The sequence below is a fragment of the uncultured Psychrosphaera sp. genome (genome assembly GCF_947500655.1).
Taxonomy (GTDB): Bacteria; Pseudomonadota; Gammaproteobacteria; order Enterobacterales; family Alteromonadaceae; genus Psychrosphaera.
Map to the genome: position 1 here is coordinate 1 of NZ_CANMSK010000019.1, position 25,115 is coordinate 25,115.

The window sequence follows — 25,115 nt, forward strand, 5'->3', positions numbered from 1 at the left end:
AACTTTGTCTTTCTGCTGTTTGATGTCTTCCTGACAACGTGGGGCGCATTATAGGGAGTTTCGGATTCAGTGCAACCTTTTATTTAAAATAAGTTACAAAAAACGTTTGAATGATTAAATATTATACAAGTGGCGTTATTATTAGCCTCTAAGGGGAATTTAAGAAGTGTTTTTAGTCTAAGTCAGCGAGTATATGAAATAAAAGGGCTGGTAAATTCATGTCAATTTACCCACCAGCTTTATACATTTTAATGGCTTATATAGTTATATTTATTGGATTTAATATTAATTGCTATATAAGTTTTTTAGCTTTTTGCGCTAAATTGCTCAAAAATACTAGAAAAGTCCTTTTTTCCATTACCTGCTCTTTGGTGTAATGCATATAAACTTCTGGATAATCCACCAAGTGGTGTTGATGAATGTGACTGTACAGCGGTATCCATAGCTAAACCTAAATCTTTCGCCATCAAATCTGTCATAAAGCCACCTTGGTAATTATTTGATGATGGAACGCCTTCGCTTACACCTGGGCATGGATTGTATACATCTAATGTCCAGTTACTGCCGGAGCTGTTAGACATAATTTCTGATAGTACTTTTGGATCTAGCCCATTGTCGATCCCTAGTTGTAATGCTTCTGATGTACCAACCATAAGAATGCTTAACAACATATTATTACAAGCTTTAGCGACCTGCCCTGCTCCAACATTTCCGGCATGGAATATATTTTTACCCATCACATCTAATATAGATTTTGCTGTCTCAAAGTTTTGTTTTGTGCCGCCCACCATAAAACTTAAGGTTCCAGCAGTTGCTCCAGCGACGCCTCCTGATACGGGTGCATCTATGAAATGGATGTTTTTAGATTGTAAGCCTTGAGCTGTTTTTATTGATGTTGCCGAGTCTATAGTGGAAGAGTCTATGACTAGCGTCCCTTCTTTTAAAACTTGAATTAGTCCTTCATTACCTAAATACAAATCAAATACGTGTTTACCTGCAGGTAACATAGAGATAACAATATCGGAATTTTGAACAATAAGAGCTGGAGTTTCAGCCGTTTTAGCGCCAAGCGCCACTAATTTTTCAACAGCTTCAGGGAACAAGTCGTATACAGTTACTTGATGCCCTGATTTTATTAAGTTAGCCGCCATAGGCCCGCCCATATTTCCTAATCCAAAAAATGCGATATTAGCCATAATTTATTCTCTTTTATTATTCTGTTGATTTGAAATTTATTTAATTAATCTGATAACGAGAAGAAGTGTTATCCCCCCAAATTGACAAGTGGATGCGACTTTACAGACCAAGGTGATGTGAATATTCTATCCACCATCGTCTTATCAACTTGCTTTACGGTATCAAACTGCCATTTAGGCTTGTTGTCTTTATCTATTAGTAAAGCTCGAACCCCTTCGGTAAATTCACCAATTGCAGCACACTGCACCGATAGTCCAAGCTCTAATCGAAAGCAGTTTTCTATAGATAAGTTTTTACCTAACGATAATTGACGTTTAATTATCTGAGCCGATAGCGCACTTCCATGAGATAAAGCGTTTTGTGCTTTGTTAAACCATTTATCGTCAGATTTTTGTTTTTGAATGCAAGTAACGACTTCCTCTACATTTTTACAATTATCTATTTCCGCTAATAAAGGTATAAAACGTTCAAGATTAGCTGCAGGTATTAAATTGTTGTCTTGTTGTTCACTTTCATTCTCAAATTTAGCTAATAAATCTGATAATTTTTTATGGTTATCTTTAGCTGATCCTTGCCAATGAACTAATAACAATTGTTCTAGTAAATATTTTTTGTGTTCACTAGTAACAAAATAATCAGCCAAGTTGACAAACTTTGCATCTGTTGCATTTATTGAAGCACCAGTTAAACCTAAAAATAATCCACAACCTGGTGGCATTTGATTTAAAAAGTAAGTTCCGCCAACATCTGGATATAAACCAATTGTAATTTCTGGCATCGCGATTCTAGATTTTTCTGTCACCACTCGATGACTTGCACCGGCAAACAATCCAAGTCCACCGCCCATAACGATCCCATGTCCCCATAACAAAATAGGTTTACTATAAGTATGGATTAAATAATCTAGTTGATATTCCTGAGTAAAAAACTCTTCAACTTCGGCTGTATAATTCCCTTGTCCTGCTGCTACTGTTGCATTGTAAAGTTGAACGATATCACCGCCAGCACAAAAAGCTTTTTCGCCTGCGCCTTCTAACATCACCATGGCAATAGACGAGTCTGCTTGCCATGCCAATAACTGCGGCATTAACAAGTTCACCATCTCTAAGCTTAATGAATTCAGTGACTTTTCAGAGTTTAATGTAGCTACTCCAATTTTTTGACCCAACTTAGATTGAAGTTCTTTAAATAAAACGACAGTAGACATATTATTTTCCTATTCATTAAGCCAAATTGGTTTACGCTTTTGTAAAAAGGCATTAACCCCTTCTTTTTGATCTTTACTATCAAAAAGGCCCACAAACATTTCGCGCTCTAAAGGTAATGCTGCATTTATATTTCCGCTTCTACCTGCTTGAATTAATGATTTGCAAGCCGTTATTGATGTTGGACTTTGCTCTGCCGTTTGATGAGCTAATTTCATTGCAGCATTTAACGCTTCACCATTAGCAACGACTTCTTCAACCAAACCAATTTTTAAGGCCACGTCTGACTTAATTCGCTCACCACATAAAATCATTCGTTTTGCCCAACCTTCTCCCACCAACCAAGATAAGTTCTGCGTACCACCAGCACAAGGTAATAAACCAACTTTTGCTTCTGGCAATGCCATTTGAGCTTGTTCTTCACAAATTCTAATATCACAAGCAAGCGCTACTTCTAATCCGCCGCCCATGGCATAACCATTAATGGCGGCTATTGATACACCCTGAAAGTCACGTAAGGTTTCAAATGCAGCGCCAAACACTCTAGCCATATCAGAGGCAACGCCTTTGTCTCCGTCGGCAAACACATTTAAGTCAGCCCCTGCTGAGAAAAATTTGTCACCTTCGCCAGTGATCACTAAAGCATAAACCGCTTTATTATTATTTAACGCTTCTATTATCGACTTTAATTCAGCTAACGACTCATAAGTCCAAGTATTAGCAGGAGGATTGGCAATGGTAATTTGAGCTGTGTGCCCATCAAATGTTAATTTAAGTAAATCTGACATAACTGTTCCTCATTTATTGCAAATGGTGTTAAGAATTTAGCTCTTATAATATTGGCCCTGCGGCTTCATCTAATAATCGTCTGGCAATGATCAAACGCATAATTTCGTTTGTGCCTTCCAGTATTTGGTGTACACGTACATCTCTGAAGTGACGCTCTAGTGGGTATTCTTTTATGTAGCCATAACCACCATGTAATTGCAGCGCTTCATTACATACCTGAAAGCCAATATCGGTAGCAAAACGTTTTGCCATTGCACAATAAGCGGTTGCTTCCGGATCTTTTTGGTCAAGTTTAAATGCCGCAAGTCTTACCATTTGTCTGGCGGCCACTAATTCCGTTGCCATATCAGCCAGCTTAAATTGCAATGCTTGAAATGCAGCTAAAGGTTTACCAAATTGACTGCGTTCTTTCATGTAATTTAACGCAGTGTTAAGTGCTTGTTGTGCTGTGCCGATTGAGCAAGTAGCGATATTTATTCGCCCGCCGTCTAAGCCTTTCATAGCAAAAGAAAAGCCTTCGCCTTCTTCGCCCAATAAATTAGCAATCGGTACACGAACATTATCAAATGTGATTTGTCTTGTGGGTTGTGCGTTCCAACCTAATTTCTCTTCGGCTTTACCATAAATCACACCTTGCGTATCCGCAGGAATTAATATGGCAGAAATACCTTTAGCCCCAGCTTCACCTGTTCTGACCATAACAACTAAAACGTCAGTTTCGCCAGCTCCAGAAATAAACACTTTGGAGCCGTTAATGACATATTCATCACCATCACGTTTTGCTGATGTGGTTAACGATGCGGCGTCTGAACCGGCACCAGGTTCGGTTAAACAATAAGACGCTAATTGTTCACCTGTTACCAAAGTTGGACACCACATATCCTTAACTTGCTTTGTTCCCCAAGTTGCGATCATCCAAGTTGCCATATTATGTATAGTTAACATGGCAGTTGTCGCGGTACAGCCCATTGATAATTGTTCAAATATCAGCGATGCATCTAGACGAGATAATCCCATGCCACCTGCATCTTCTGGTGAATATAACCCGCAAAAACCTAGCTCCCCAGCTTTGGCTATTACGTCTTTTGGAAATATGTGCTCTGCATCCCATTTGGCAGCATTAGGCAATAATTCTGCATCAGAAAATTGTTTAGCGACATCTACAAACGCGTTTTGGTCATCATTTAAGTTAAAGTTCATAAAAGATCCGACTTAATATTTGTTATTTTAGTTATTATTTCAGCCATTATAATTCTAGTTATTTTAGTGAAATTGACATGTTTGGTCCTGCATTAGCAGATTCATCTGCATTATTTTTATCTGAGCTATCTTCATACCAACGAGCTGTAATAGTTTTTGTTTCAGTATAAAACTTAACTGCTTGTTTTCCGTATGCATGTTGATCGCCAGCAAAAGAGCCTTTCCAACCAGTAAATGAGAAAAATGGAAGTGGCACAGGAATTGGGATATTAATACCAACTTGGCCAACTTCAATCTCATGTTGGTATTTACGAGCTGCAAAACCAGAAGAGGTAAAAATAGAAGTACCATTACCATACTGATTTGAATTAATTAAATTAATCGCATCGTCTAAAGCATCGACGTTCATTGTTAAAAATACAGGCCCAAAAATCTCCTGCTTATAAATTTCCATATCGGTTGTAACATCAGTAAACATAGTTGGTCCAATCCAATTACCGTCTGGAAAGTTCGTAACTTTAAAATTAGATCCATCAAGCACACAATTAGCGCCTTCCTTTTTGCCCGTTTCAATTAAGCCTTCAATTCTGTTTTTTGCAGCTGGCGTTATTTGTGGACCATAAGCCGCTTCAGGATCTGTGTAGTGTCCTGGACGTACTGATGCTAATTTTTCTTTTATCTCAGGTATCCATTCTTTGGCTGAACCAACAAATACTGCAACCGAGATTGCCATACAACGTTGACCTGCTGCACCAACCGAAGCGCCTACAATGTTGTTAATAACTGCAGCTTTATTTGCATCAGGCATAACAACCATATGGTTTTTAGCACCTAAGAACGATTGAACACGTTTCATGTTGTCCGTTCCAGTTTTATAAATGTACTGACCAACGCTTACTGAGCCAACAAACGAAATCGCTTTTACTGCTTCATCATGTAATAAAACATCAACTTGTTCTTTATCTCCATGTACAACTTGTAATACACCTTTTGGCGCACCCGCTTGTTCAAACAATTCAGCTAGACGGGTTGGGCATAATGGATCTTGCTCTGACGGTTTTAAAATAAAAGTATTACCACAAGCAATTGAAAGCGGGAACATCCAAAGCGGGATCATCGCTGGGAAATTAAACGGTGTTATGCCAATACAAACCCCTAACGGTTGGGTATAACTATATGTGTCGATACTGGTAGCCACATTTTCTACCGTTTCCCCCATCATCATAGATGGAATATTAGCCGCATGTTCAACCACTTCAATACCACGCCATACATCACCCATTGCATCTTCATGGGTTTTACCTAATTCTTCACAGATAATGCCGGCTAGTTCTTCTTGGTGTTCTTTTAGTAAAGCGGCGTAACGCATCATCACACGGGCACGTTCCATTATTGGTTTGTCTTTCCAAACTTTAAACGTTTCTTTTGCGCTTGAAATTGCTTTTTGCATTTCGTCCATAGTGGCACAAGGTACTTTAGCGATAACTTCTTGGGTTGCTGGATTAGTAACATCAATCAAACGTGTTGATTTAGATATCACCCATTCGCCATTTATAAATAGAGGTACTTGTTTCATATTAATGCCCTGTGTAATTAGTTACTTCTTGCTTCTTTGTTTTATTTTTTTATTTTTTTATTTTTTTATTACAAGCAAGTTCAATGGACCTAATTAAAACAGAGCGTTGATTTATTTAACATTGATTAAATTGTTATTTTGATGGACTATCTTGTTATTATTTAATTAAGTTTGGTAGATTTATGAGCGCCCCATCCAATTGGCCATTACCTAAGTCAAGCGTTCGCTACTTAATACCTAAACCTATGATTGAACAACTTGAATTAAGTGTGGTGAGTCGAGGTTTGTTTCCATTGGCGTTTGGCTATTACGAAAACGCGCACGGCCATGCTATTAAACGCTTAGAACACACTGATCACTTATTAATATTTTGTACAGCGGGTAAAGGAAAAATTACCTCAGCTAACTTTACTCAACATATTGAAGCAAACGACATTTTGATGATCCCCAAAGGATTAGCACATCAATACCAAGCAGATAGAAATCAGCCTTGGAGTATTTATTGGGTTCATATGGATGGACATTTATATGTGCAATTTATGGATATTATCGGGTTATCAAAGTCCAACTTAAAAATTAAAGTATTGAACCCAAGTCAAATCAAACAAGAATTTGAACAGCTAATGGATACCAGACATCAAGGTTATCAATTTAATTCTTTTGTTTTGGCGGCCAACATACTGAAAAAAATATTCAGCTTGTTAACCGTGCAATTGCCCGCCACACAACTCAACCAACAGAAAGATTTTAACTTAATCGCTTTTAATGCGTTTTTAGAAGAGAACATCACCAAGCAATTATCACTGGATGAAATGGCGATGTATATGGGGTTTTCAAAATTTCATTTTGCTAAAAAATTCCAATTAGCTACTGGTATTAGTCCGGTAAAATACTTTTTGGAGATTAAGATACAACACGCTTGTGGTTTATTAGATAGGTCGAGTAAACCAATTAAAGATGTAGCGGCTATTTTAGGTTACGAAGACCCTTATTATTTTTCTCGTCTGTTTAAAAACGTAATGGGCTTGTCACCTAAACAATACCGACTTTCTCGTCATGGTCATTAGGACTTTGTATAAACTAGCGTTGGATATCAATAAAGCAGACATACAAAAAACAGGCACAAAAAAACCGACAATTGTCGGTTTTTTCGGTTTAGCTTTACGCTAAACGCTAATTTATCTAAGCTACAAAAATTGTATGATAAGCCATAGCTAAAATAATTAATGGACAAATAAAGCGAACATACACTGGCCATATCTTCCAGAAAAGTGAGGTTTCAATATCACTCGCGCCTTGTTTAATTTCTTCTAAAATAGAATTACGCTTCCATACCCAACCTGTAAATATACATAACATGAAACCTAACAGTGGTTGGCTATACTTTGTGGTTAACGTAATAACCAAACCAAACAAAACTTCAAAATTAAATATCAACACTAAGCTAATACAAGCGACAAATACGCCAATTAACCAAGATGCACCTTTACGTTCCAACTTTGTGCTTTCAATTGTGTAGGCCACTGGGACTTCTAACATTGATATTGAAGAGGTTAATGCCGCTATTGTCATTAATACAAAAAATACAAAAGCAACGTAATCCCCCGCACTTCCCATAGTGTCAAACAAAGCAGGAATAACGGTAAATATTAACTGGTCTCCGCCGATTAACTGGCCAGCTTCATTAAAGATAGTCACGCCGTTGGCTAAAGCCACATACATAGCAGGAATAATTAACATGCCCGACATAATAGCAATACCAACATCAACCAAAGCAACTGATGCACCAAGTACTACTAAGTTTTCTTTTTTGCTGACATAAGAGCCATAAATCAGCATTGAACCAACGCCTAATGACAAGGAGAAAAATGCTTGGCCCATGGCACTTAAGATTAAATCACCACTCCAAATTTTTGAAAAATCAGGAACTAGATACGCTTTCCAACCATCTACTGCACCATCTTGCATGCTTACATAAGCAATTAACAAAACAATTAACACCAATAACATTGGCATTAGTCGACCTGACCATTTTTCTATACCGCTACTAACACCACGAGAGACAATAAGGATAGTCATAAAAGCAAAGAGTAAACTGAAGATGATGTTTCTAGAAATTGAGAAATCCGTTAACCAAGCAGAAGCGTCTGACCAACCGAATACTTCGGTGGCGGCCTGGAACATATAAGCTATCATCCAACCAGCAACTATCATGTAAAAGCTAAGGATCAAACTTACAACAACTAGTGCCCAGTAACCTGTACCGGCACCAATTTTCTTAGCAAGATTGCCAACTGAGATTTTTTTAAGGGCATCAACCATATTAGATTGAGAATGACGACCTATTACTAACTCAGCCATTAATATTGGATAAGCAACAATAAAAGTAAGTATTAGATAAACCAATACAAATGCAGCGCCACCATTACTTGCTACTTGAGTTGGAAACCCCCAAATATTACCTAAACCAACAGCTGAACCAGCTGCTGCGAGTATAAAACCTAATCGAGATGAAAATTGACCTCTAACCGCCATGGGTTACACCTTTTATTATAATTATTTTAATACTTTGCTAAATGCTTTGCTTACTTATGTCCACCAACTCAGAAGAACTAAGGTGACATAATATGCAGTTTGTAAATTGGAAGTTGAAACTAACGTCATATTTACTGTTAGTCAATTTAAACTGTAAAGAAATTACACTGTTTTATCACATTCGTAAAATTTATCTAAATGTTTAATTATTATCATTATTAAATTCTACAGATTCAAGCTAAAGTGCATTTAAGAGTAGTTATAAAAGATGTTTAATTTATAAACGTTCACGTTAGAAAATTAAATTCTTTTTCAGGAGTTAACAAATGTCGTGTCCTTATTCGAGCAACTATCGTGAGATGGAAGACTCAATCAAAACCGATTTTAAAGACGATATGTCTTATGCCGATTACCTAAACCTAGAAAAAATACTGTCGGCACAACAACCACAGTCTGATCAGCACGATGAAATGCTGTTTATCGTTATTCATCAAGCTAGCGAACTTTGGTTAAAATTAGCCGGCCACGAAATAACGGCAGCGGTAACTATGTTGAAAAATTCGGAGTTTGGCCCAGCCTTTAAAGTTATTTCCCGTGTAAAACAGATTTTTATTCAATTAACCCAGTCCTGGAATATTTTATCGACCTTAACGCCCGTGGATTATTTAAAGTTTAGAGACTCATTAGGTCACTCATCAGGCTTTCAATCTCATGGCTATCGCAAGATGGAGTTTTTATTAGGCAATAAAAACCAAGACTTGATCAAAGTTCATGAAAGTAACTCTGGTGCTTACGATGAACTAACCACGATATCAAATGCCCCGAGTATTTATGATGAAGTGATTAGAATTATGGCTGCATCTGGTTTTGATATTGATAAGAACATGCTTGAGCGTGACTTTAACCAGCCGTATCAAAGTAACGAGTCGGTATTAAATGCGTGGTTAGAAGTTTACCGAAATGCAGATAAACACTTTGAATTGTATGAATTAGCAGAAAAGTTAATGGATATTGAAGATGCGTTCCAACAGTGGCGCTTTAAACATATGTATACGGTTCAACGAGTAATTGGTAATAAGATGGGAACCGGCGGTTCTTCTGGTGTGGCTTTTCTTAAAAAAGCGTTAGATATTAGTTTTTTCCCAGAATTATTAGAACTAAGAACGCAATTATAAGACGGTAAAAACGACTTCAGCTCACTTTGTATTAAAGTGAGCTTACTTTAATTAGGTGTTAGCTATTACCGCTTATCTCTGCGACAGCTTGTAGAAGTGCATCTTTTAAATCGTCTAACAAAATAGGTTTAGTTAAAAAGTTATTAAACAGCTTCTTGTCTTCACTTGTTCTATACACATCCGCGGTTAATGCCAATATATAACTTTTGATATTCAGTGCTTTAATGTTCTGTGTAGTTTCAACGCCATCTATTCCTGGCAGATTGATATCCATCAAAATCACATCGTATTGATGGGTTTTTAAATCATCTAATGCCTCTTCGCCAGAGCCTACAATATTGGCGGTAACCTTTAACGACTTGAGCATGGCTATTATCACCATTTGATTTACTTTGTTATCTTCAACAACCAATATGGATAACTTCGAAAGTGTCGCTAAATCTAATTGACTTGTCTCTTTTTTCATTGCCGATGTAACGTCTGGAATTTCAAAAGGTAGCTCAAAGGATACCGAGGTTCCTTTACCGAGCTCACTTTTTAAGTTAATACTTCCCCCCATCAGGTCTATCAGCCCTTTCGTAATAGAAAGCCCCAATCCTGTTCCTTCCGTTTTATTTGAACCAACCTGTGTGTATTTATTAAATAACAGCGCTTGTTCTTCAGGACTAATACCTACACCTTCGTCAGTCACGGTAATACTTAACATATTCCTGTTGACCGAAACCGTTAGTTTTATCGACTTATTAGCTGGGGTAAATTTTATCGCATTACCTAAAATATTTGTTAATACCTGACCAAGTTTAGGTTCATCGATAATAACCAATTCTGGAGCTGGCTCAGACTGACTGAAGTTATATTCTTTGCTGTAATTTATTAATTTTGCTTTAGCTTTACCAGAAAGTGAAATAAAAATATTATTTATGTATTGCAACAGATGACATTCAACCGGTTCTAACTCCATTTTTCCGGCTTCAATTTTACTTAAATCTAGAATGGAGTTAATAATATTCAATAATTGTTTGCCACTGAAATCAATCTGTTCGATAAAGTCATATTGCTCAGCAAACTTTTCTTTTAGCTCTTTGTTTTCTAAAATTAATCCCGACAAACCGATTATGGCATTTAATGGTGTGCGTATTTCATGGGATGCATTTGATAAAAACTCGGTTTTGTAATTATTGGCAATTTCTAACTTTTTATTATTCATTCTCAGTTCTAATTGAGAAATAACTTCCCTACCTAATATGGTTAGTGCTTTTTTTTGACTGGAAGTTAATTTTTTAGGCTTATCGCTAATAACACATAAGGTACCTATTTTTTGTCCACTAGGAGAAACCAAAGGTGTGCCTGCGTAAAAACGAATATTTGGATCTGAGGTGACTAAGGGGTTATCAAAGAAGCGTTCATCTTTTAATGCGTTTTGAACTTCAAACAAGTCATCTTGTAAAATAGCATGGGAACAAAATGCGATATCTCTATCTGTCGAATCAACATCCACGCCCACTTTAGATTTAAACCACTGTCTATCTGGATCTACCAAACTAATAAGCGATATGGGGGTCTCGCAAATTTCAGATGCCAATAAGGTTAAATCATCAAATGCCTTTTCTGATTCAGTATCTAAAATCTCATATTCAAATAGTGCTTTTAAGCGTTCATTTTCATCTATTGGTTTAGTCGCAGACTTCAAAATATTTTCCTTTTCTGAATGCATTACGATTTATTAAGATCTTTCTTTTGTATCTATAGCATGGCACCTGATTTAAATTTTGCGTAATTTGTTATTTATTATTTATTTAACTCATTAAAACGAGCTAACTGTTCCGGTGTAGCCGGCAGCTGATGTTTCTCTTTCCATTGTGAATATGACATACCATAAACTTGTTCACGTGCTGTATCCAATTCGACATCAACCCCTAGCTTTTCAGCTTCTTGAACTGTCCATTTAGAAAAGCAGTTTCGGCAAAAGCCCGCTAGGTTCATCAACTCTATGTTTTGCACATCTTTTCGACTATCTAAATGCGCTAATAAACGACGAAATACTGCGGCTTGAATTTCTATTTCTTTATCCATGATCAATCTTCTAATTATGAGTTAATTTGTGGCGCTAGCTTAAATCAATTTGTTTATTGGTTCTATGCCCAACACAAATAAAAAAGGCGACTAACTCAGAAGTTAGTCGCCTTTTTATATAATGTATAAATTTACTATAAAGCGCTTATTTTACTAGGAGATTCTTTTCAAAGAAATTAACCATAAGTCTGGCTCTGTGTAAGCTAGTGCCTTTGCCTTCACGTAAACTATGTGAACGATTTGGATAAGACATAAACTCAAACTGTTTATCGTATTTTACCAGTTCATTTATCAATCGCTCTGACCCCTGATAATGAACATTGTCATCTCCGGTTCCATGGATTAATAATAATTTACCCGTTAGGTTTTTAGCAAAATGTACCGGAGAACTGTTGTCGTAGCTTTCTGGATCAGTATTTGGATTACCTGCATAACGCTCTTGGTAAATAGTGTCGTATAAACGAATATCTGGAACTGGAGCTGATGCAATACCAACATGGTATTTATCACCGTGGCGGAATAACAAGTTTAGCGTTGAGCTACCACCCCCAGAATGTCCCCAAACACCAACGCGGTCAGTATCAATAACAGACCAACGCTCTGCCATAGCATCTAATGCATCGGCTTGATCTTGTACTGTCACAATACCTATTTTTTTATAAATAGATTTGCGCCAATCTCGACCTTTTGGAGCACGAGTTCCTCGGTTATCAACCGAAGCAACAATAAATCCTTTTTGCGTTAACAAAGATTTATATAAGTAGTTTCCGCCTTCCCAACGGTCTTGAACTGTAGAGCCCCAAGGTTCGCCGTAAACGTAAAAAACGATAGGATATTTTTTAGATTTATCCATATGAGGTGGGAACATAATATAGCCATCTAACTTAGTGCCATCTTTAGCTGCTACATTAAAGAACTCATGAGCTGGCAGTTCTACTTTAGCTAGTTTTGCTTTTAATTCTTTGTTTTCAACTAATACTTTAACCGTTGAATGATCGGCAACTTTTATTATCTGTTTTGTTGGCGGTACACCATAACTAGAATGGGTATGCACAGCCCAAGATGTATCTTGTGACATATAATAAGAGTTTGAACCATCTAATGACTCAGGTGTTACACGAACTGGTTTTGCTGAACCATCTAACGTTGCTTTAAACAAGTATCTTTGGCCAGGATCGTTAGGTGATGCAGTAAAGTAAAGAACGTTGTTTTCTTCATTCATGGCTAACATATCAACAATGTCGTATTCACCAGGTGTTAAATCAACAATTGTTTTTCCATCACGAGATACACGATAAAGGTGACGCCATCCGTCACGCTCGCTGTGCCAAACAAAGTATTCGCCATCTTCTGACCACTTAGCATCATAAAACCATTCTAAAAACGCATCATCTTTGTCTTCTAGAATATTCGCTAACTTGTTGTTCTCCCAGTCAAACAACCACAAAGTATTATGGTTCTGTGGACGATTAACATCTTGAATTAATAAGTCTTTACTATTACCAGCCCAACTAATTCTAGGAATATAGCGGTCACGATTATCATCACCTAACTCAGCCCAACGCGTTTTTTTATCCGCAAGTTTTACCACACCAACTTTAACCGCTGAGTTTTGCTCACCAGCTTTAGGGTATGGGAATTCTGTTAATTCAGGGTAAAGTGATTTAGTGTTGTTGATCATGGTGAAATATTTAACACCAGATGTATCTAGCTGCCAGTATGCAATATTGGCACTGTCTGGACTCCAACGGAAACCATCACGAATTGAGAATTCTTCTTCGTAAACCCAGTCAAAATTACCATTAACTGTATTTTCATTCCCATCGATTGTTAGCGCAGTAACGGTTTGTTTGCCTACCATTTCTGTATAGATATTATTATCTGCTACATAAGCAATACGTTTGCTGTCAGGTGAAAACTTAGCAAACATTAAATTAGAGGCTTTTGGCGTTTTGCCACCTAATTGATACAAGGCTGATGTTTCTAGATTCAACACCCAATAATCACCACGGCTACGCGAACGCCATACTTTTTCACTATTAGTGAAAATCATTAACCACTTACCATCTTTTGACCATTGATAATCTTCGATAGAAAGAGGTTCTTTTTCACCCGTTGGAATTAGCTTTTCAAATTCAACAAGTACATTGCGCCCCGTTGCATCTGGGCCATAAAACACAATATCGTTACCGCTAATACCATGTTCATCGTCTGAGTTTTCAGTTTTAGTATCGGCTTCGCTATTTGCTTTCTCTGCGTCATCAGATGCAACCTCACGTTCTTCTAAAACCGTATAACCAGAGCCATCGTTTAACCATCTAAAGTAAGAACTTCGCTCACCGCTAAAGGTTTTATCTTTATAAATATCTTCAAGAGTAATTTGTTCTATCCCCTGTGTTGAGTTTTGAGACTCTGAATTACCACACGCTTGTATTAATACACCCGCGGCAATAATAGAGAACACTTTAAATACCGGCGCCCTAAATACATTTAGACTTTTCATCTATAGTTCCTATTCAATTCTTAGAATTATTTAATCGCGATAAAGATATACCATTGGTTATTAAAACTAAAGCGAACAAAGGCTAAGATACTATGAACACACATAAAATAAGGAGCAATGACTGAAATTTTGGACGATATAAGTAGGTATATATAGGAAGATACGATTAACGGGTGTGTAAAATTTAGCTATGAAGGTTTAGTTGTTAACATCAGCTAAATTTAATCAACCTTGTTAGCAACTTGAGTTAAACCGATTGAGAATACTTGGCAGACTTGTTCAATCACAACCTCAAGCTCTTCATCTGATAAAGCAGGTTTCCATTTTATAACCGGTTCCCAATAAGTCAGTTGTTTAAGACTTCCGTAAAACATAGTAGATGCTGTTTTGGCTGACAAGCTACCTAAAACGCCAGCTGCTTCTGCCGTTGTAAACCAATCAGACATGCCTTTTTCGCAAAATTTAAATTTTTCATCAACTCTTTCTGCAGCTTCTTTAGAACGCATTGATTCTATGATCACTATGCGAGACAAAGTAACATAATCTTCGCATTTAGTGCGTTTCACGGCTTCATGCGCCAGATACTTAAGTTGGTCAAAAATAGGCACATCAGCTTGATACTGGTATTTATTTAAGTCATGGATAGTGCTTAACAATAAGTCGACAACATCATCAAACAAATCACATTTACTGGCGTAATTTTTATACAAGGTACGTTTTGACACCTGACCGCTTTTTGCAATTTGCTCCATGGTCGTCCCCATAACACCACATTTTGCAAACTCAACAATAGCAGCATTAAGTATGTCACTTTGTTTAGCATTACATTGCTCTAGACTATGTTTAGAGTTATAGGGTTTCATAAAAGGTTACTGCCTTGCATTAATTAACAAAATTTGTTTTTAGAACGTATTTAACAATCTATTTATTATTTTATTCTAAGTAAAGTAAACGACACCGTGTACTCGATGTTTTTTTTAGTATACACTATCGTTTACTTTTGCTTAACCCTTATTTTTATTTTACTTATCAATTAAGTTTGGAAACCAATATGCGAATTAAAAACCATCCGGCTTTAACCCCGCTAAAACTAGCGGCTTTAGGAGTATTTTCAACTTTCATCGTAAGTTGTGGTGAAGCCCCTGCTGGCGCCCAAGGTGGAATGCCTCCTGCTAATGTAAAAGTTATATCTGCTACAACACAAGACGTACCTTTTGATATTGAATTACCAGCTACCCTTTCTGGTTCAAAAGAAGTTGAAGTAAGAGCTCGCGTTGGTGGGATCTTAACTTCACGTAATTTTGATGAAGGTCAAGCGGTTACTAAAGGACAGTCTTTATTTACAATCGACATTAAACCTTATCAATTAGCAGTAGCACATGCCGAAGCGTTATTAGATAGCGCAGAAGCCACCTTATCTAAAGCTAAAAAAGACGTTACTCGTCTATCACAACTTAAAAACAACAAATCTATTTCTCAAAGTGACTTTGATAGCGCACAAGCTTCTGTTGAAGTGGCAGCTGCAAATGTAAGTAAAGCAAAGATAGAATTAAAACAAGCCAAACTAAACTTAGACTATGCTCAAGTAAAATCACCAGTAAATGGTGTTATGGGTAGAGAATTTGTTTCTGAAGGTACTTATGTAACCGGTCCTGCATTATTACTAAGCCAAATTACTCAATTGGATCCAATTAGAGTTCGTTTTGGTTTGTCTGAACGTGAGCAACTAGCTATGCGTACTGACCAAGCAGCAGGCAACTTAACATTACCAAAAGATGGTCACTGGGATGCAAGCATCAAATTACAAGATGGTTCAGTTTATCCTCACGCTGGTTCTGTTAACTTCAGCGATATACGAATTAACCAATATACAGGTACAAGTGAACTACAAGCGGTTGTTGCTAATCCTGAGTTTAGCTTACGCCCTGGTCAATTTGTTCGTATAACACTTTCTGGCGCTGTGCGTAAAAATGCATTCTTAGTTCCACAACGTGCTGTTCTAGATAGTGGCACTGGTAAGTTTGTTTACTTAGCGACAAAAAATGCTAAAGGCATGACCGTTGCGCTACCTGCACCAGTACAAGTTGGTGAATGGATTAAACAAGAAGTTGACGGTGAAATTCAAAATTATTGGGTAATTCGTTCAGGCCTTAAGTTAGATGACCAAGTGATCATTGATGGCATGGCTCGTATTTTCTTCCCAGGAATGCCTGTAGCCGTAGCTGATAATAGCCAAGCTCAATAATAAGGATAACTTATGTTTTCTAAGTTTTTTATCGATAGACCAATCTTTGCATTTGTCATATCTATTATCATTGTATTGGCAGGTTTGGCAGCTATGCGTAGCTTGCCAATTTCACAATACCCTGAGATTTCACCACCTGTAGTACAAGTAACGGCAGTTTATCCTGGCGCATCTGCTGATGTCTTATCAGAAACCGTAGCGGCACCGATTGAAAATGCAATTACCGGTGTTGAAGACATGATGTATATGTCTTCTACCTCTTCAAGTGCAGGCGCAGTGACTATTTCTGTTACCTTTGAAATAGGGACTGATATCGACCAAGCAACGGTTAATGTGAGTAACCGTGTTAAACAAGTTGAAGCTCGCCTACCTGAGCAAACCGTTCGCCAAGGTGTACAAGTACAAAAAGCCTCTTCTAGTTTCTTACAAATCCATGCGTTTTATTCGTCGGATGGTAGTCGATCTAGTTTATGGACATCAAACTACGTTACGTTAAATATCCTAGATAAAGTCAAACGTATTAAAGGTACTACTGGTATCACTGTATTTGGCGCAAAAGATTACGCTATGCGTATTTGGCTTAGACCAGATGTAATGAGTCAATTAAAAGTGACGGTACCTGAAGTAGCAGCAGCGGTTGGGAGCCAGAACTCTCAATATGCAGCTGGTAAAATAGGTGCGACTCCAACGTTAAGTTCTCCTCAAGAATTAGTTTATAGCGTTACAGCTCAAGGACGTTTAACAGACGTGAGTGAGTTTGAAGATATTATTATCCGTTCAAATCCAGATGGTAGTTCATTACGCTTAAAAGATATTGCACGTGTTGAGTTAGGTGCTAAAGACTATAACTTCAAAGGTACGTTTAATGGCCATGAAGCGGTGTTATTAGGTGTGTTTTTAGCGCCAGGTGCAAACGCGATTGAAGTGGCTAAAAATGTAACTGACTTAATTGATGAAGCTAAAGAAAGCTTCCCTATGGGGCTTGAACATACTACATCATTCGACACGACCAAGTTTGTTGAAGTATCAATAAAAGAAGTACTAAAAACATTAGCTGAAGCAATGCTATTAGTATTCCTCGTTGTTTATTTATTCTTACAAAACTGGCGTGCAACCTTAATTCCTATTTTAGCCGTTCCAGTATCTTTACTTGGTACCTTTGCGGGTATGTATATGCTGGGTTACTCAATCAATACATTAACCTTATTTGGTATGGTGTTATCGATTGGTATTGTGGTGGACGATGCGATTGTTGTACTAGAAAACGTTGAACGTATTATGCACGAAGAAGGTTTAAGTGCACGTGAAGCCTCGATTAAAGCAATGAAAGAAGTTAGCGGACCGGTTGTTGCGATTGTATTAGTACTATGTTCAGTTTTTGTTCCTATCGCCTTCTTGGGTGGCTTAACCGGCGAGTTGTTCCGCCAGTTTGCTATTACCATTTCAATTGCCGTAACTTTATCGGGTGTTGTCGCACTTACAATGACACCGGCCCTTTGTGTACTTATATTAAAACAAGAGCATAAACAAACCGCCCCATTCTTCCTTTGGTTTAACCGAACGTTTACGGCAATCACAGGAAAATATGTTGGTGGTGTAAGTTTCTTTATTCGCCGTGGTTTATTAGCTCTAACTTTAGTTGTTGGCATGGTGGCAATCACTGGCTTAATGTGGAAAAGTACGCCAGGTTCATTAGTACCTGAAGAAGACCAAGGTTTCTACATATCAGCAATATTTTTACCTGATGGTTCATCATTAGAACGTACAAAAGCTGTTGTTGATGAAGTTTCTGCCGCAATAAAATCAAATCCAGCCAACCTTAACGTTGTTGCTTTTACTGGTTTTGACTTTATCGGTGGCGGATTTAAAACAAGTGCTGCAACTATGTTTGTGATGCAAAAAGATTGGAGCGAACGAGATCAAGATACCACCTCTTTAGTTGGTGAATTGTTTATGAAAACAGCTCATATCAAAGAAGCCTTAGTTCTTGCCTTTAATCCACCTGCAATTCGAGGTTTAGGCAGCACAGGTGGATTTGAAGTTTACTTACAAAGCAAAGGTAATGACAGTACTGCAGAATTAAAACAAGGTATGCAACTTCTTATGGGGGCGGCTCGTCAAAGCCCTATTTTATCTGGAATACAGACGCTTTGGCGTCCTAATGCTCCACAAATAAATGTTGATGTTGACCGTGAACAAGCTCGTGCTATGGGTATTGAAATTGGTGATGCCTTTACAGCCTTAGCTGGAAACTTGGGTACTTACTATGTAAACGACTTTAATAAGTTTGGTCGCGCATGGCAGGTTATTATGTCTGCAGAAGCTGAATTTAGAGACTCTCCTGAAGACATAGGCAGAATTTATGTGAAAAGTAACTCTGGTGATATGGTTCCTATTACAGCGTTTTCAGATATTGAATTTAGCCGCGGTCCAGAAAGCCAAGATAGATACAATAACCTACCAGCAGTTAAGTTAATTGGTAGTGCTGCTCCAGGTTATAGTTCTGGTCAAGCCATTGCTGAATTAGAACGTATTGCGAAAGAAGTATTACCGCCGAACTTAGCCTATGAATGGACTAGTGCGGCTTTCCAAGAAAAGCAAAGTTCAGGTACCACAGGTATCGCATTAGGTTTAGCCGTTATTATGGTGTTCCTAATATTAGCTGCCTTGTATGAGCGTTGGTCGTTACCAATTTCTGTATTGTTGGCATTGCCATTTGGTACTTTCGGAGCTCTAATTTCGGTTTGGATTGCAGGCTTAACAAATGATGTTTACTTCCAAATTGGTCTAGTTACGTTATTAGGGCTCGCCAGTAAGAATGCCATACTAATTGTTGAGTATGCCTTGATGAAGTATCAGGAAGGTTGGAGTGCGAGTACAGCAGCGCTGGAAGCTGCACGCTTACGTTTTAGACCAATCATAATGACTTCACTTGCCTTTATTCTTGGTGTTGTGCCTCTTGTACTAAGTTCTGGTGCTGGAGCTGGTGCTCGTCATAGTGTTGGTACTGGTGTTATGGGTGGCATGATGGCTGCGACATTCTTAGCGATATTCTTTGTTCCACTGTTCTTCTTCTGGTTAACTGAACGTAAAATGACAGAAAAACGTTCAAAAGCAGAACTTGCTGAAGACATTGCAGAGAATCACAAAAAAGAACATGTAAAAGTAGAAGAGGCTTAGTTTAAAACTAACACCTTTCATAAATATTTTATCTAGGGAACCCAAGCGGTTCCCTTTTTTTATATTGATTTTATTGGTATTTTAAAGTAGTAATGCTGACTACTGAGTGAAGAGTGAAGAGTGAAGAGTGAAGAGTGAAAGAATATTAACTCTGGGTTTATGTGAAAACATTAATAGCCTTAAAACTTACAGCTTCAGACTGTTATTCTGCCGTTATTTATTTGGCAATTTATACGATTGAACATCTGTATAAGCTGCAATTTGTTTATCATGTGACAAAGTAATTGGACGTTCTTCTTTAAACCTGACCGTCGACTTATTCTCTTCCATTGTGGTGTTAGATTTTGTTATTTTTACAATATCGTCTAATACTTTTAAGTCTAGTGCTTCTGAGTTTTCTTTATAACTTAAGTCCGTATAAAGCATACCGCTTGATTCACTTCGTTGTTTAATATCTTCAATAGACTCCTTACTAATCGCCTTATAATCAGATAACTTTCCTGACTGATCTAAAGTAGCGCTAAGGGTCTGTTGCCATTGATAGTCTCTGGAATGTACTTTGGCATCTAAACTGTTTGGAATTTGTGTTGTTATTGTGCTGTCTACGTTTAATTGTTTTGATTGATTAACTTTTGTAGTTTGGCTTAATGACTCAACATTTGTAGTTTGTGACATATCCAGTTTAGTATCATAAGATTTTTGTCCTGATTTAGAGGAAACGGATAAGCTAAACTCAAAGTCCATTAACCTGCTTATTTTCATTAAGTTCACTGATGGTAGCGACATTTCTAAACCTAACAGCTCATCATTAACAAGCTCTACAGCGGCTTGAGTTTCCTTTTGTTTCTCGCTTTCAGGACTTTTTAAATCTTCTGTATTGGTGAATAGCGCAGAATAACTATCTAATAAATATTGATTTAATCCACTATTACCAGCAAAAGAGCCGTTAGTGTCGTCTAATACATTCTTTAATTGCTCAATGTTTTTAGCTAGTTGGCCATTGTCTTGTTGCTGATTTAATCCCGTAGTTAAGGAAAAATCATAACTCAGACTTTTACTATTGTGGCTCAAACTCGTAGTTAACGTTTGTGTTTTATTCGCATTATCTATTTGATAGTTGTAAGAGGCCTGATTATTATTTTCCTGCATCGTAATCTCGAACCCAGTTAATATACTGTTATCAAAACTATCGCTTAGATCTAACCTATCTAAAGAAAAGCCTCCATTCTTTGATTGCATTGTATTGAAGTTATCTTCAATAAATTCAGATACCTTTCCATATAAGGCCTCAAGCGCTTTTTGCTCTTCCTCGGAAATATCACCATCTACCGTTATGGAGAAATTATCTTGAGGAAGAATGTCTTCTATATCAAAAGGGTTAAACTCCGGCTGTTTATATTTTATAAATACCGTATCCCCTTCTTGGGTCTTTAATTCAAAAGTGAAATAGTTAGTCTCATCTTTGTAAGCTAGAGCTAACTTCTCTAATTTACTGACTTCACCTTCAATATAATATTCACTCTGAGTTAAGTAATCTTTCGCTTCTGTATCTAACTGTCCCAAATTAGACAAGATATCGGTTACTTGAGTATGGGCGTCTTTTGAGTGTGAAATGAGAGAACTTGATAATTCAGCAATTCGTTCTTGGTACTGGAATTTAGTAAGAAAGTTAAAGTTACCTTCCGAGATGCTAAATCCCCCTTTAGAATACTCCAAATACTGTTCTTGTATTGTTTCTACTGAAAGCCTTGAATTAGAGTAAATGTTGGAGACGGGGCCGTTTGAAACTGAATTATTAGAGAAGTTGATTGACTCACCAGAACTTAATAAGGCTTTAGACAATAATTGTTCAACTTTAGGTTGGGAAAGTTGCAATGTATCTACTGCGACCTTAGATTCTTGACTGACTTTTGAGCTTGTCTCAGCGCTAGCACTTACACTAGCATCATTTACTGAGCTTGATTGATTGGAGTTGTTACTGACTACCTTAGCCGTAACTGATTGTTCAATTGAGTTAACCACTTGCAGTCCTTTGAAAGTCAGTTGTAACTTTCTATCGGCAGCAAAGTAAATAGCTTTAGTTTGGGCTATTTACTTTTAGTTTCAATTTTTAAGCAGTGCGTAAAGTAATATGAAAGGATAACTAGCTAAGCTTAAACTTAGCTGCCTATGCATATTAAGATCTTATTGTTATAGCAAAGTTATTAATTCTGGATTTTATAAACCACATTTATACTTTTAGACACTTCAATATATTGAGGTATAAAGGCATTGGAATTCTCAGCTTCAGAACGCATCGCTTTTGCAAGATAACCTGAACGGTCCGTGCTTAAACCAAACGTGGCAAAAAAAGAGGCATAAGAGCCTGAGTCATTAAAGGCAAATACAGATCCTAAACGTACACCTAGGCCTGACGCCATATGTTTGGCTTTTTGTTTTGCTTTTGCCGCCGCTTCTTTTATTAATTCAACTTCTACCAAGTCTCTTTTTGAAAAGTCGAACTGACTTGTTATATTTTCAACATAGTTAGTAGCTAATAAGGCATTAGTTAATTCTGAGTATTTTTTTAAGTTATGTAACGTCACTTCAAATCGTTGGATAAAGTCATAACCTAAAATGCCTAATTCGTTATAGCTTTTATCTCTGGCTCTTTTTACTCGTTTATTCAGTTCGAATGAAATGATGTCTTTCTCTTGTACATCATTTGCTTTGAGTAGCTTTACAACTTCTTTTGCTGTCTTGTCTAAGGTGAGTTTTGCATTAGCGGCTTCTTTGTCAAAGGTGATAATGTAAAAACTTAATTTTGCATTGTCAGGTTCAACTTTACGAACACTCTCCCCAGTCACAGTAACAAATGGAAAGTCTGGAATTGATGATGCAAAAGTGGAAACTGAAAAAACACTGAGTACTAGTAGCCAAATATATTTCATTAAAACGTTCCTTAAATTATGAAGTTAAAACAGTTACTTTAAAAACAGAATATTCCGTCCTAAAATACGTTGACGGTTTTAATATAAGGCCAGTAGCTTCTGCTTCTGGTCTTTTTTATGCATTTGGTTTGGTGTTTTCATTCCCAAACTTAAATGCGGTCTCATTTCATCACTCAACTCATAACCCATAATCTTTCGACTATAACATCTGTGATTAATGAGAGGTAATGTACGCCTTGCTCTGTTTTAACATAAGTTATCTCACTGACAAATACCTTTTAGGTGTTAAAGGTTTTAATTCTTTTAATAGATTTGGATGCTTTCTTACTGTTTGTTGTTTTTATATAACTTTTTTTGGTTCTACTAATAACCCTTGTTTGCTCAGGTAAGTAATAAACCATATCTGCCGATCTTTATATCTAACTTTATAAACTCAGGTATAAATGTTTCACTTTTATAAATAGAAAAAGAAATGACCATGAGATTGATATTTAATAGCACGTCCTACTAACTCCTAGAATTAGCGCCTAAAGCCTCCAATTAGACTTAATTAAAATTCCAACTGTCGCCTTGCTCAGGAATGATAAAGTTAACTTGCATATCATTACCTGAAGTTAATTCTTTTAGAATGGTTTTCTCTATCGAATCACCTATGGGTTTAGCCGATACCAGAGAATATTTAATATGGCTGATAATAACCGGCAAGCCCGCAAGTGACCCTTTTCCACCAGCTAACGCTTCCAGTTTATGTAATTCTTGTAAAAGATATTTTGGTGTTAAATGCCCAAACAACAAATGATCCGGTCTGTTATTTATATATGAAGTTTCAATCACAATAGCTTTTAACCCGCCCGACTTTACTAGCTCAGCACTTGCTTGCCATACGGTTAATAACTTGTTTGATTTGGTAATGCTATCAGCTGCTGTGTCACCAAAACATAACACTGCGTCTGTATTTTTAGTCTCCGTAGAGGTTGTATTCTCAATTAAAAAAGCAGTCGAGTCTTGTGTATGACTTAATGGAAATGCAGTAACCGACATGCTTGTTCCTGTCAGTGATTGTTTTACGTTTGGTGCTTTTGTCACGGCAGTTGCTTTAAGAAAAGGAGCTAACTCAACATAATTATATTTATTAAGGGTTGGTGGCGTACCACTATCTGCAAAGTTGACCCAAGATTGCCAATTAAAATGAGTGTCTTGCATTGCTTTTATGGTGGACGCTAAACCGTAAATTGGTTTAGCGCTATCATCTGGTGATGCGATGATCATCCCCAAAACATGATCCAAATGCGCATGACTAATAAGATAGCCTTTAATATGCTGTTTTAAAATGTAACCTATTTTTGTATCTGTTGAATCTTTTGGCACGTTAATATGTTTAAACGCACCTCTTTCATTAGCGACTCTTAATCCATTTACAATGGAACCAGCATCACAAGCAATGGCGTTATTATCTCCGATAGGAGCAATCAAAAAAGAAGTTAAATTACCGTCTTGAATACCGCCTTTAGCGCCCAACACCGTAATATTAAAACCTGATTTTGATTCAGAGTTTGATTCATAGCTTGGCAACTGACTAGCATTTAATTGAAAGCTTAAAGCGCTAAATAAAGAAAGTGTTACAAAGGCTATGATGAGTGTTTTGTTCATTGTTTTAGCTCTCTAAGTAAAAAGATAATGGATGACAAACTTATGCTCATCGGTTCAAATAATAAGCCGCTATATCTAGCTAAACATCCGCTATTTTACCATCTATGATCCGCACAATATCGTCGCAATTAGCGGCAACGCTGTTGTCATGGGTCGATATTAAAAATGTTGTATTATCCGTTTGGTTAATATCACGCAGTAAGTTCATTACTTGTTTTGCCGAGTCTTGATCTAAATTGCCTGTTGGTTCATCGGCAAACACGAGTTTGGGATTATTTATTAGTGAACGTGCAATAGCGACACGTTGTTTTTGCCCACCAGATAACTGACTAGCCAAGAAATTGCTTCGGTCGCTCAACCCGACTTTATCGAGCAATAACAAAGCCCGCTTTTTAATGTCAGCGGTTAACCGCCCTCTAGTCGCTGCAGCAGGAAACGCGACATTCTCTAACGCGGTAAAATCGGGTAATAAATTATGATATTGGAAAACAAAACCAAGATGTCGATTACGGTAATTAGACAACTCTGCATCTGACAAGTTAGTTAATGAATGATCTAACAACATTAACTCACCCGATGTTGGCCGCATTAACAAACCAAGAATATTAAGTAAGGTTGACTTTCCTGAGCCAGAAGCGCCCTGCAATGCAATCATTTTTCCTTGTGGAATAGTTAAATTAATCCCTTTAAGAACAAAGGTTTCTTGTTCGCCATTTCGGAAAGTTTTTATAATGTTGTTTGCTAACAGCAATGTGCTATTTGTTTTACTCTTTGCTACCTTGCTCACAGTATTGTTGCTCACAGTATTGTTGCTCACAGTATTGTTGCTCACAGTATTGTTGCTCACTGTATCACTG

At 37.2% G+C, this 25,115-nt stretch carries 18 protein-coding genes and 1 pseudogene; 4 read left to right on the top strand and 15 right to left on the bottom strand.

The window, feature by feature from the left end:
- Nucleotides 1–305: 305 nt before the first annotated feature.
- The 5 genes from mmsB to Q0940_RS14150 all read right to left on the bottom strand — a co-directional run bounded on the left by mmsB (nucleotide 306) and on the right by Q0940_RS14150 (nucleotide 5,967).
- Complete coding sequence (mmsB, locus tag Q0940_RS14130; RefSeq protein WP_299269809.1) at nucleotides 306–1,196, bottom strand: 3-hydroxyisobutyrate dehydrogenase; 891 nt, start codon at nucleotides 1,194–1,196, stop codon at nucleotides 306–308.
- A 68-nt stretch (nucleotides 1,197–1,264) separates the two neighbouring features.
- Nucleotides 1,265–2,404, bottom strand: a complete 1,140-nt coding sequence (locus Q0940_RS14135; RefSeq protein ID WP_299269811.1) for an enoyl-CoA hydratase/isomerase family protein — start codon at nucleotides 2,402–2,404, stop codon at nucleotides 1,265–1,267.
- A gap of 9 nt (nucleotides 2,405–2,413) precedes the next feature.
- Nucleotides 2,414–3,190: an enoyl-CoA hydratase gene (locus Q0940_RS14140; RefSeq protein WP_299269814.1), complete on the bottom strand. Its 777-nt coding sequence runs from the start codon at nucleotides 3,188–3,190 to the stop codon at nucleotides 2,414–2,416.
- A gap of 43 nt (nucleotides 3,191–3,233) precedes the next feature.
- On the bottom strand, nucleotides 3,234–4,391 hold the full coding sequence (locus tag Q0940_RS14145; RefSeq protein ID WP_299269818.1) for an acyl-CoA dehydrogenase family protein: 1,158 nt from the start codon (nucleotides 4,389–4,391) through the stop codon (nucleotides 3,234–3,236).
- A 58-nt stretch (nucleotides 4,392–4,449) separates the two neighbouring features.
- Entirely contained in the window at nucleotides 4,450–5,967 is a 1,518-nt protein-coding gene (locus tag Q0940_RS14150; protein WP_299269821.1) for a CoA-acylating methylmalonate-semialdehyde dehydrogenase, read from the bottom strand.
- Between the two features lie 182 nt (nucleotides 5,968–6,149).
- On the opposite strand from Q0940_RS14150, the gene Q0940_RS14155 reads away from it, so the two are divergent.
- A complete protein-coding gene (locus tag Q0940_RS14155) occupies nucleotides 6,150–7,034 on the top strand; it encodes an AraC family transcriptional regulator (RefSeq protein ID WP_299269824.1) in 885 nt (294 codons plus the stop codon).
- A gap of 115 nt (nucleotides 7,035–7,149) precedes the next feature.
- On the opposite strand, the gene Q0940_RS14160 is transcribed toward Q0940_RS14155, so the two are convergent.
- Nucleotides 7,150–8,502 carry a sodium-dependent transporter gene (locus tag Q0940_RS14160; protein WP_299269828.1) on the bottom strand — a complete coding sequence of 451 codons (1,353 nt, stop codon included), beginning with the start codon at nucleotides 8,500–8,502 and terminating at the stop codon, nucleotides 7,150–7,152.
- 326 nt (nucleotides 8,503–8,828) lie between these two features.
- Here Q0940_RS14160 and Q0940_RS14165 point away from each other — a divergent pair, with 326 nt between their 5' ends.
- Entirely contained in the window at nucleotides 8,829–9,677 is an 849-nt protein-coding gene (locus tag Q0940_RS14165; protein ID WP_299269831.1) for a tryptophan 2,3-dioxygenase family protein, read from the top strand.
- Nucleotides 9,678–9,735: 58 nt separating this feature from the next.
- Here the strand turns inward: Q0940_RS14165 and Q0940_RS14170 are convergent, their stop codons facing one another.
- The 4 genes from Q0940_RS14170 to Q0940_RS14185 all read right to left on the bottom strand — a co-directional run bounded on the left by Q0940_RS14170 (nucleotide 9,736) and on the right by Q0940_RS14185 (nucleotide 15,116).
- The gene (locus Q0940_RS14170) at nucleotides 9,736–11,367 is read right to left on the bottom strand and encodes a GAF domain-containing hybrid sensor histidine kinase/response regulator (protein WP_299269835.1); all 1,632 of its coding nucleotides are present in this window, start codon (nucleotides 11,365–11,367) and stop codon (nucleotides 9,736–9,738) included.
- 98 nt (nucleotides 11,368–11,465) lie between these two features.
- A complete protein-coding gene (locus Q0940_RS14175; protein ID WP_299269838.1) occupies nucleotides 11,466–11,750 on the bottom strand; it encodes a DUF1244 domain-containing protein in 285 nt (94 codons plus the stop codon).
- 145 nt (nucleotides 11,751–11,895) lie between these two features.
- Nucleotides 11,896–14,253 (bottom strand): S9 family peptidase, encoded by a 2,358-nt coding sequence (locus tag Q0940_RS14180; protein WP_299269841.1) that lies wholly within the window; start codon nucleotides 14,251–14,253, stop codon nucleotides 11,896–11,898.
- A gap of 221 nt (nucleotides 14,254–14,474) precedes the next feature.
- Nucleotides 14,475–15,116 (bottom strand): TetR/AcrR family transcriptional regulator, encoded by a 642-nt coding sequence (locus Q0940_RS14185; protein WP_299269844.1) that lies wholly within the window; start codon nucleotides 15,114–15,116, stop codon nucleotides 14,475–14,477.
- Nucleotides 15,117–15,304: 188 nt separating this feature from the next.
- On the opposite strand from Q0940_RS14185, the gene Q0940_RS14190 reads away from it, so the two are divergent.
- Nucleotides 15,305–16,498: an efflux RND transporter periplasmic adaptor subunit gene (locus tag Q0940_RS14190; protein WP_299269847.1), complete on the top strand. Its 1,194-nt coding sequence runs from the start codon at nucleotides 15,305–15,307 to the stop codon at nucleotides 16,496–16,498.
- 12 nt (nucleotides 16,499–16,510) lie between these two features.
- Nucleotides 16,511–19,678, top strand: a complete 3,168-nt coding sequence (locus tag Q0940_RS14195; RefSeq protein ID WP_299269850.1) for a multidrug efflux RND transporter permease subunit — start codon at nucleotides 16,511–16,513, stop codon at nucleotides 19,676–19,678.
- 213 nt (nucleotides 19,679–19,891) lie between these two features.
- Here Q0940_RS14195 and Q0940_RS14200 read toward each other — a convergent pair whose 3' ends face one another.
- The 5 genes and pseudogenes from Q0940_RS14200 to Q0940_RS14220 form a co-directional block, all read right to left on the bottom strand.
- Nucleotides 19,892–21,700: a hypothetical protein gene (locus Q0940_RS14200; protein ID WP_299269853.1), complete on the bottom strand. Its 1,809-nt coding sequence runs from the start codon at nucleotides 21,698–21,700 to the stop codon at nucleotides 19,892–19,894.
- Nucleotides 21,701–21,882: 182 nt separating this feature from the next.
- Nucleotides 21,883–22,608, bottom strand: coding sequence for an SIMPL domain-containing protein (locus Q0940_RS14205; protein ID WP_299269856.1), 726 nt, complete (start codon nucleotides 22,606–22,608; stop codon nucleotides 21,883–21,885).
- Between the two features lie 78 nt (nucleotides 22,609–22,686).
- A pseudogene (locus Q0940_RS14210) lies at nucleotides 22,687–23,049 on the bottom strand (hypothetical protein); the annotation flags it as partial.
- Between the two features lie 105 nt (nucleotides 23,050–23,154).
- Nucleotides 23,155–24,258, bottom strand: a complete 1,104-nt coding sequence (locus Q0940_RS14215; RefSeq protein ID WP_299269859.1) for a 3',5'-cyclic-nucleotide phosphodiesterase — start codon at nucleotides 24,256–24,258, stop codon at nucleotides 23,155–23,157.
- A 79-nt stretch (nucleotides 24,259–24,337) separates the two neighbouring features.
- Nucleotides 24,338–25,105: an ABC transporter ATP-binding protein gene (locus tag Q0940_RS14220; protein ID WP_299269863.1), complete on the bottom strand. Its 768-nt coding sequence runs from the start codon at nucleotides 25,103–25,105 to the stop codon at nucleotides 24,338–24,340.
- Nucleotides 25,106–25,115: the final 10 nt, after the last annotated feature.

Coding starts and splice junctions, on each gene's coding strand:
- mmsB (WP_299269809.1), bottom strand. CDS start 1,196: ATGGCTAATATCGCATTTTTTGGATTAGGAAATATGGGCGGGCCTATG.
- Q0940_RS14135 (WP_299269811.1), bottom strand. CDS start 2,404: ATGTCTACTGTCGTTTTATTTAAAGAACTTCAATCTAAGTTGGGTCAA.
- Q0940_RS14140 (WP_299269814.1), bottom strand. CDS start 3,190: ATGTCAGATTTACTTAAATTAACATTTGATGGGCACACAGCTCAAATT.
- Q0940_RS14145 (WP_299269818.1), bottom strand. CDS start 4,391: ATGAACTTTAACTTAAATGATGACCAAAACGCGTTTGTAGATGTCGCT.
- Q0940_RS14150 (WP_299269821.1), bottom strand. CDS start 5,967: ATGAAACAAGTACCTCTATTTATAAATGGCGAATGGGTGATATCTAAA.
- Q0940_RS14155 (WP_299269824.1), top strand. CDS start 6,150: ATGAGCGCCCCATCCAATTGGCCATTACCTAAGTCAAGCGTTCGCTAC.
- Q0940_RS14160 (WP_299269828.1), bottom strand. CDS start 8,502: ATGGCGGTTAGAGGTCAATTTTCATCTCGATTAGGTTTTATACTCGCA.
- Q0940_RS14165 (WP_299269831.1), top strand. CDS start 8,829: ATGTCGTGTCCTTATTCGAGCAACTATCGTGAGATGGAAGACTCAATC.
- Q0940_RS14175 (WP_299269838.1), bottom strand. CDS start 11,750: ATGGATAAAGAAATAGAAATTCAAGCCGCAGTATTTCGTCGTTTATTA.
- Q0940_RS14180 (WP_299269841.1), bottom strand. CDS start 14,253: ATGAAAAGTCTAAATGTATTTAGGGCGCCGGTATTTAAAGTGTTCTCT.
- Q0940_RS14185 (WP_299269844.1), bottom strand. CDS start 15,116: ATGAAACCCTATAACTCTAAACATAGTCTAGAGCAATGTAATGCTAAA.
- Q0940_RS14190 (WP_299269847.1), top strand. CDS start 15,305: ATGCGAATTAAAAACCATCCGGCTTTAACCCCGCTAAAACTAGCGGCT.
- Q0940_RS14195 (WP_299269850.1), top strand. CDS start 16,511: ATGTTTTCTAAGTTTTTTATCGATAGACCAATCTTTGCATTTGTCATA.
- Q0940_RS14205 (WP_299269856.1), bottom strand. CDS start 22,608: ATGAAATATATTTGGCTACTAGTACTCAGTGTTTTTTCAGTTTCCACT.
- Q0940_RS14215 (WP_299269859.1), bottom strand. CDS start 24,258: ATGAACAAAACACTCATCATAGCCTTTGTAACACTTTCTTTATTTAGC.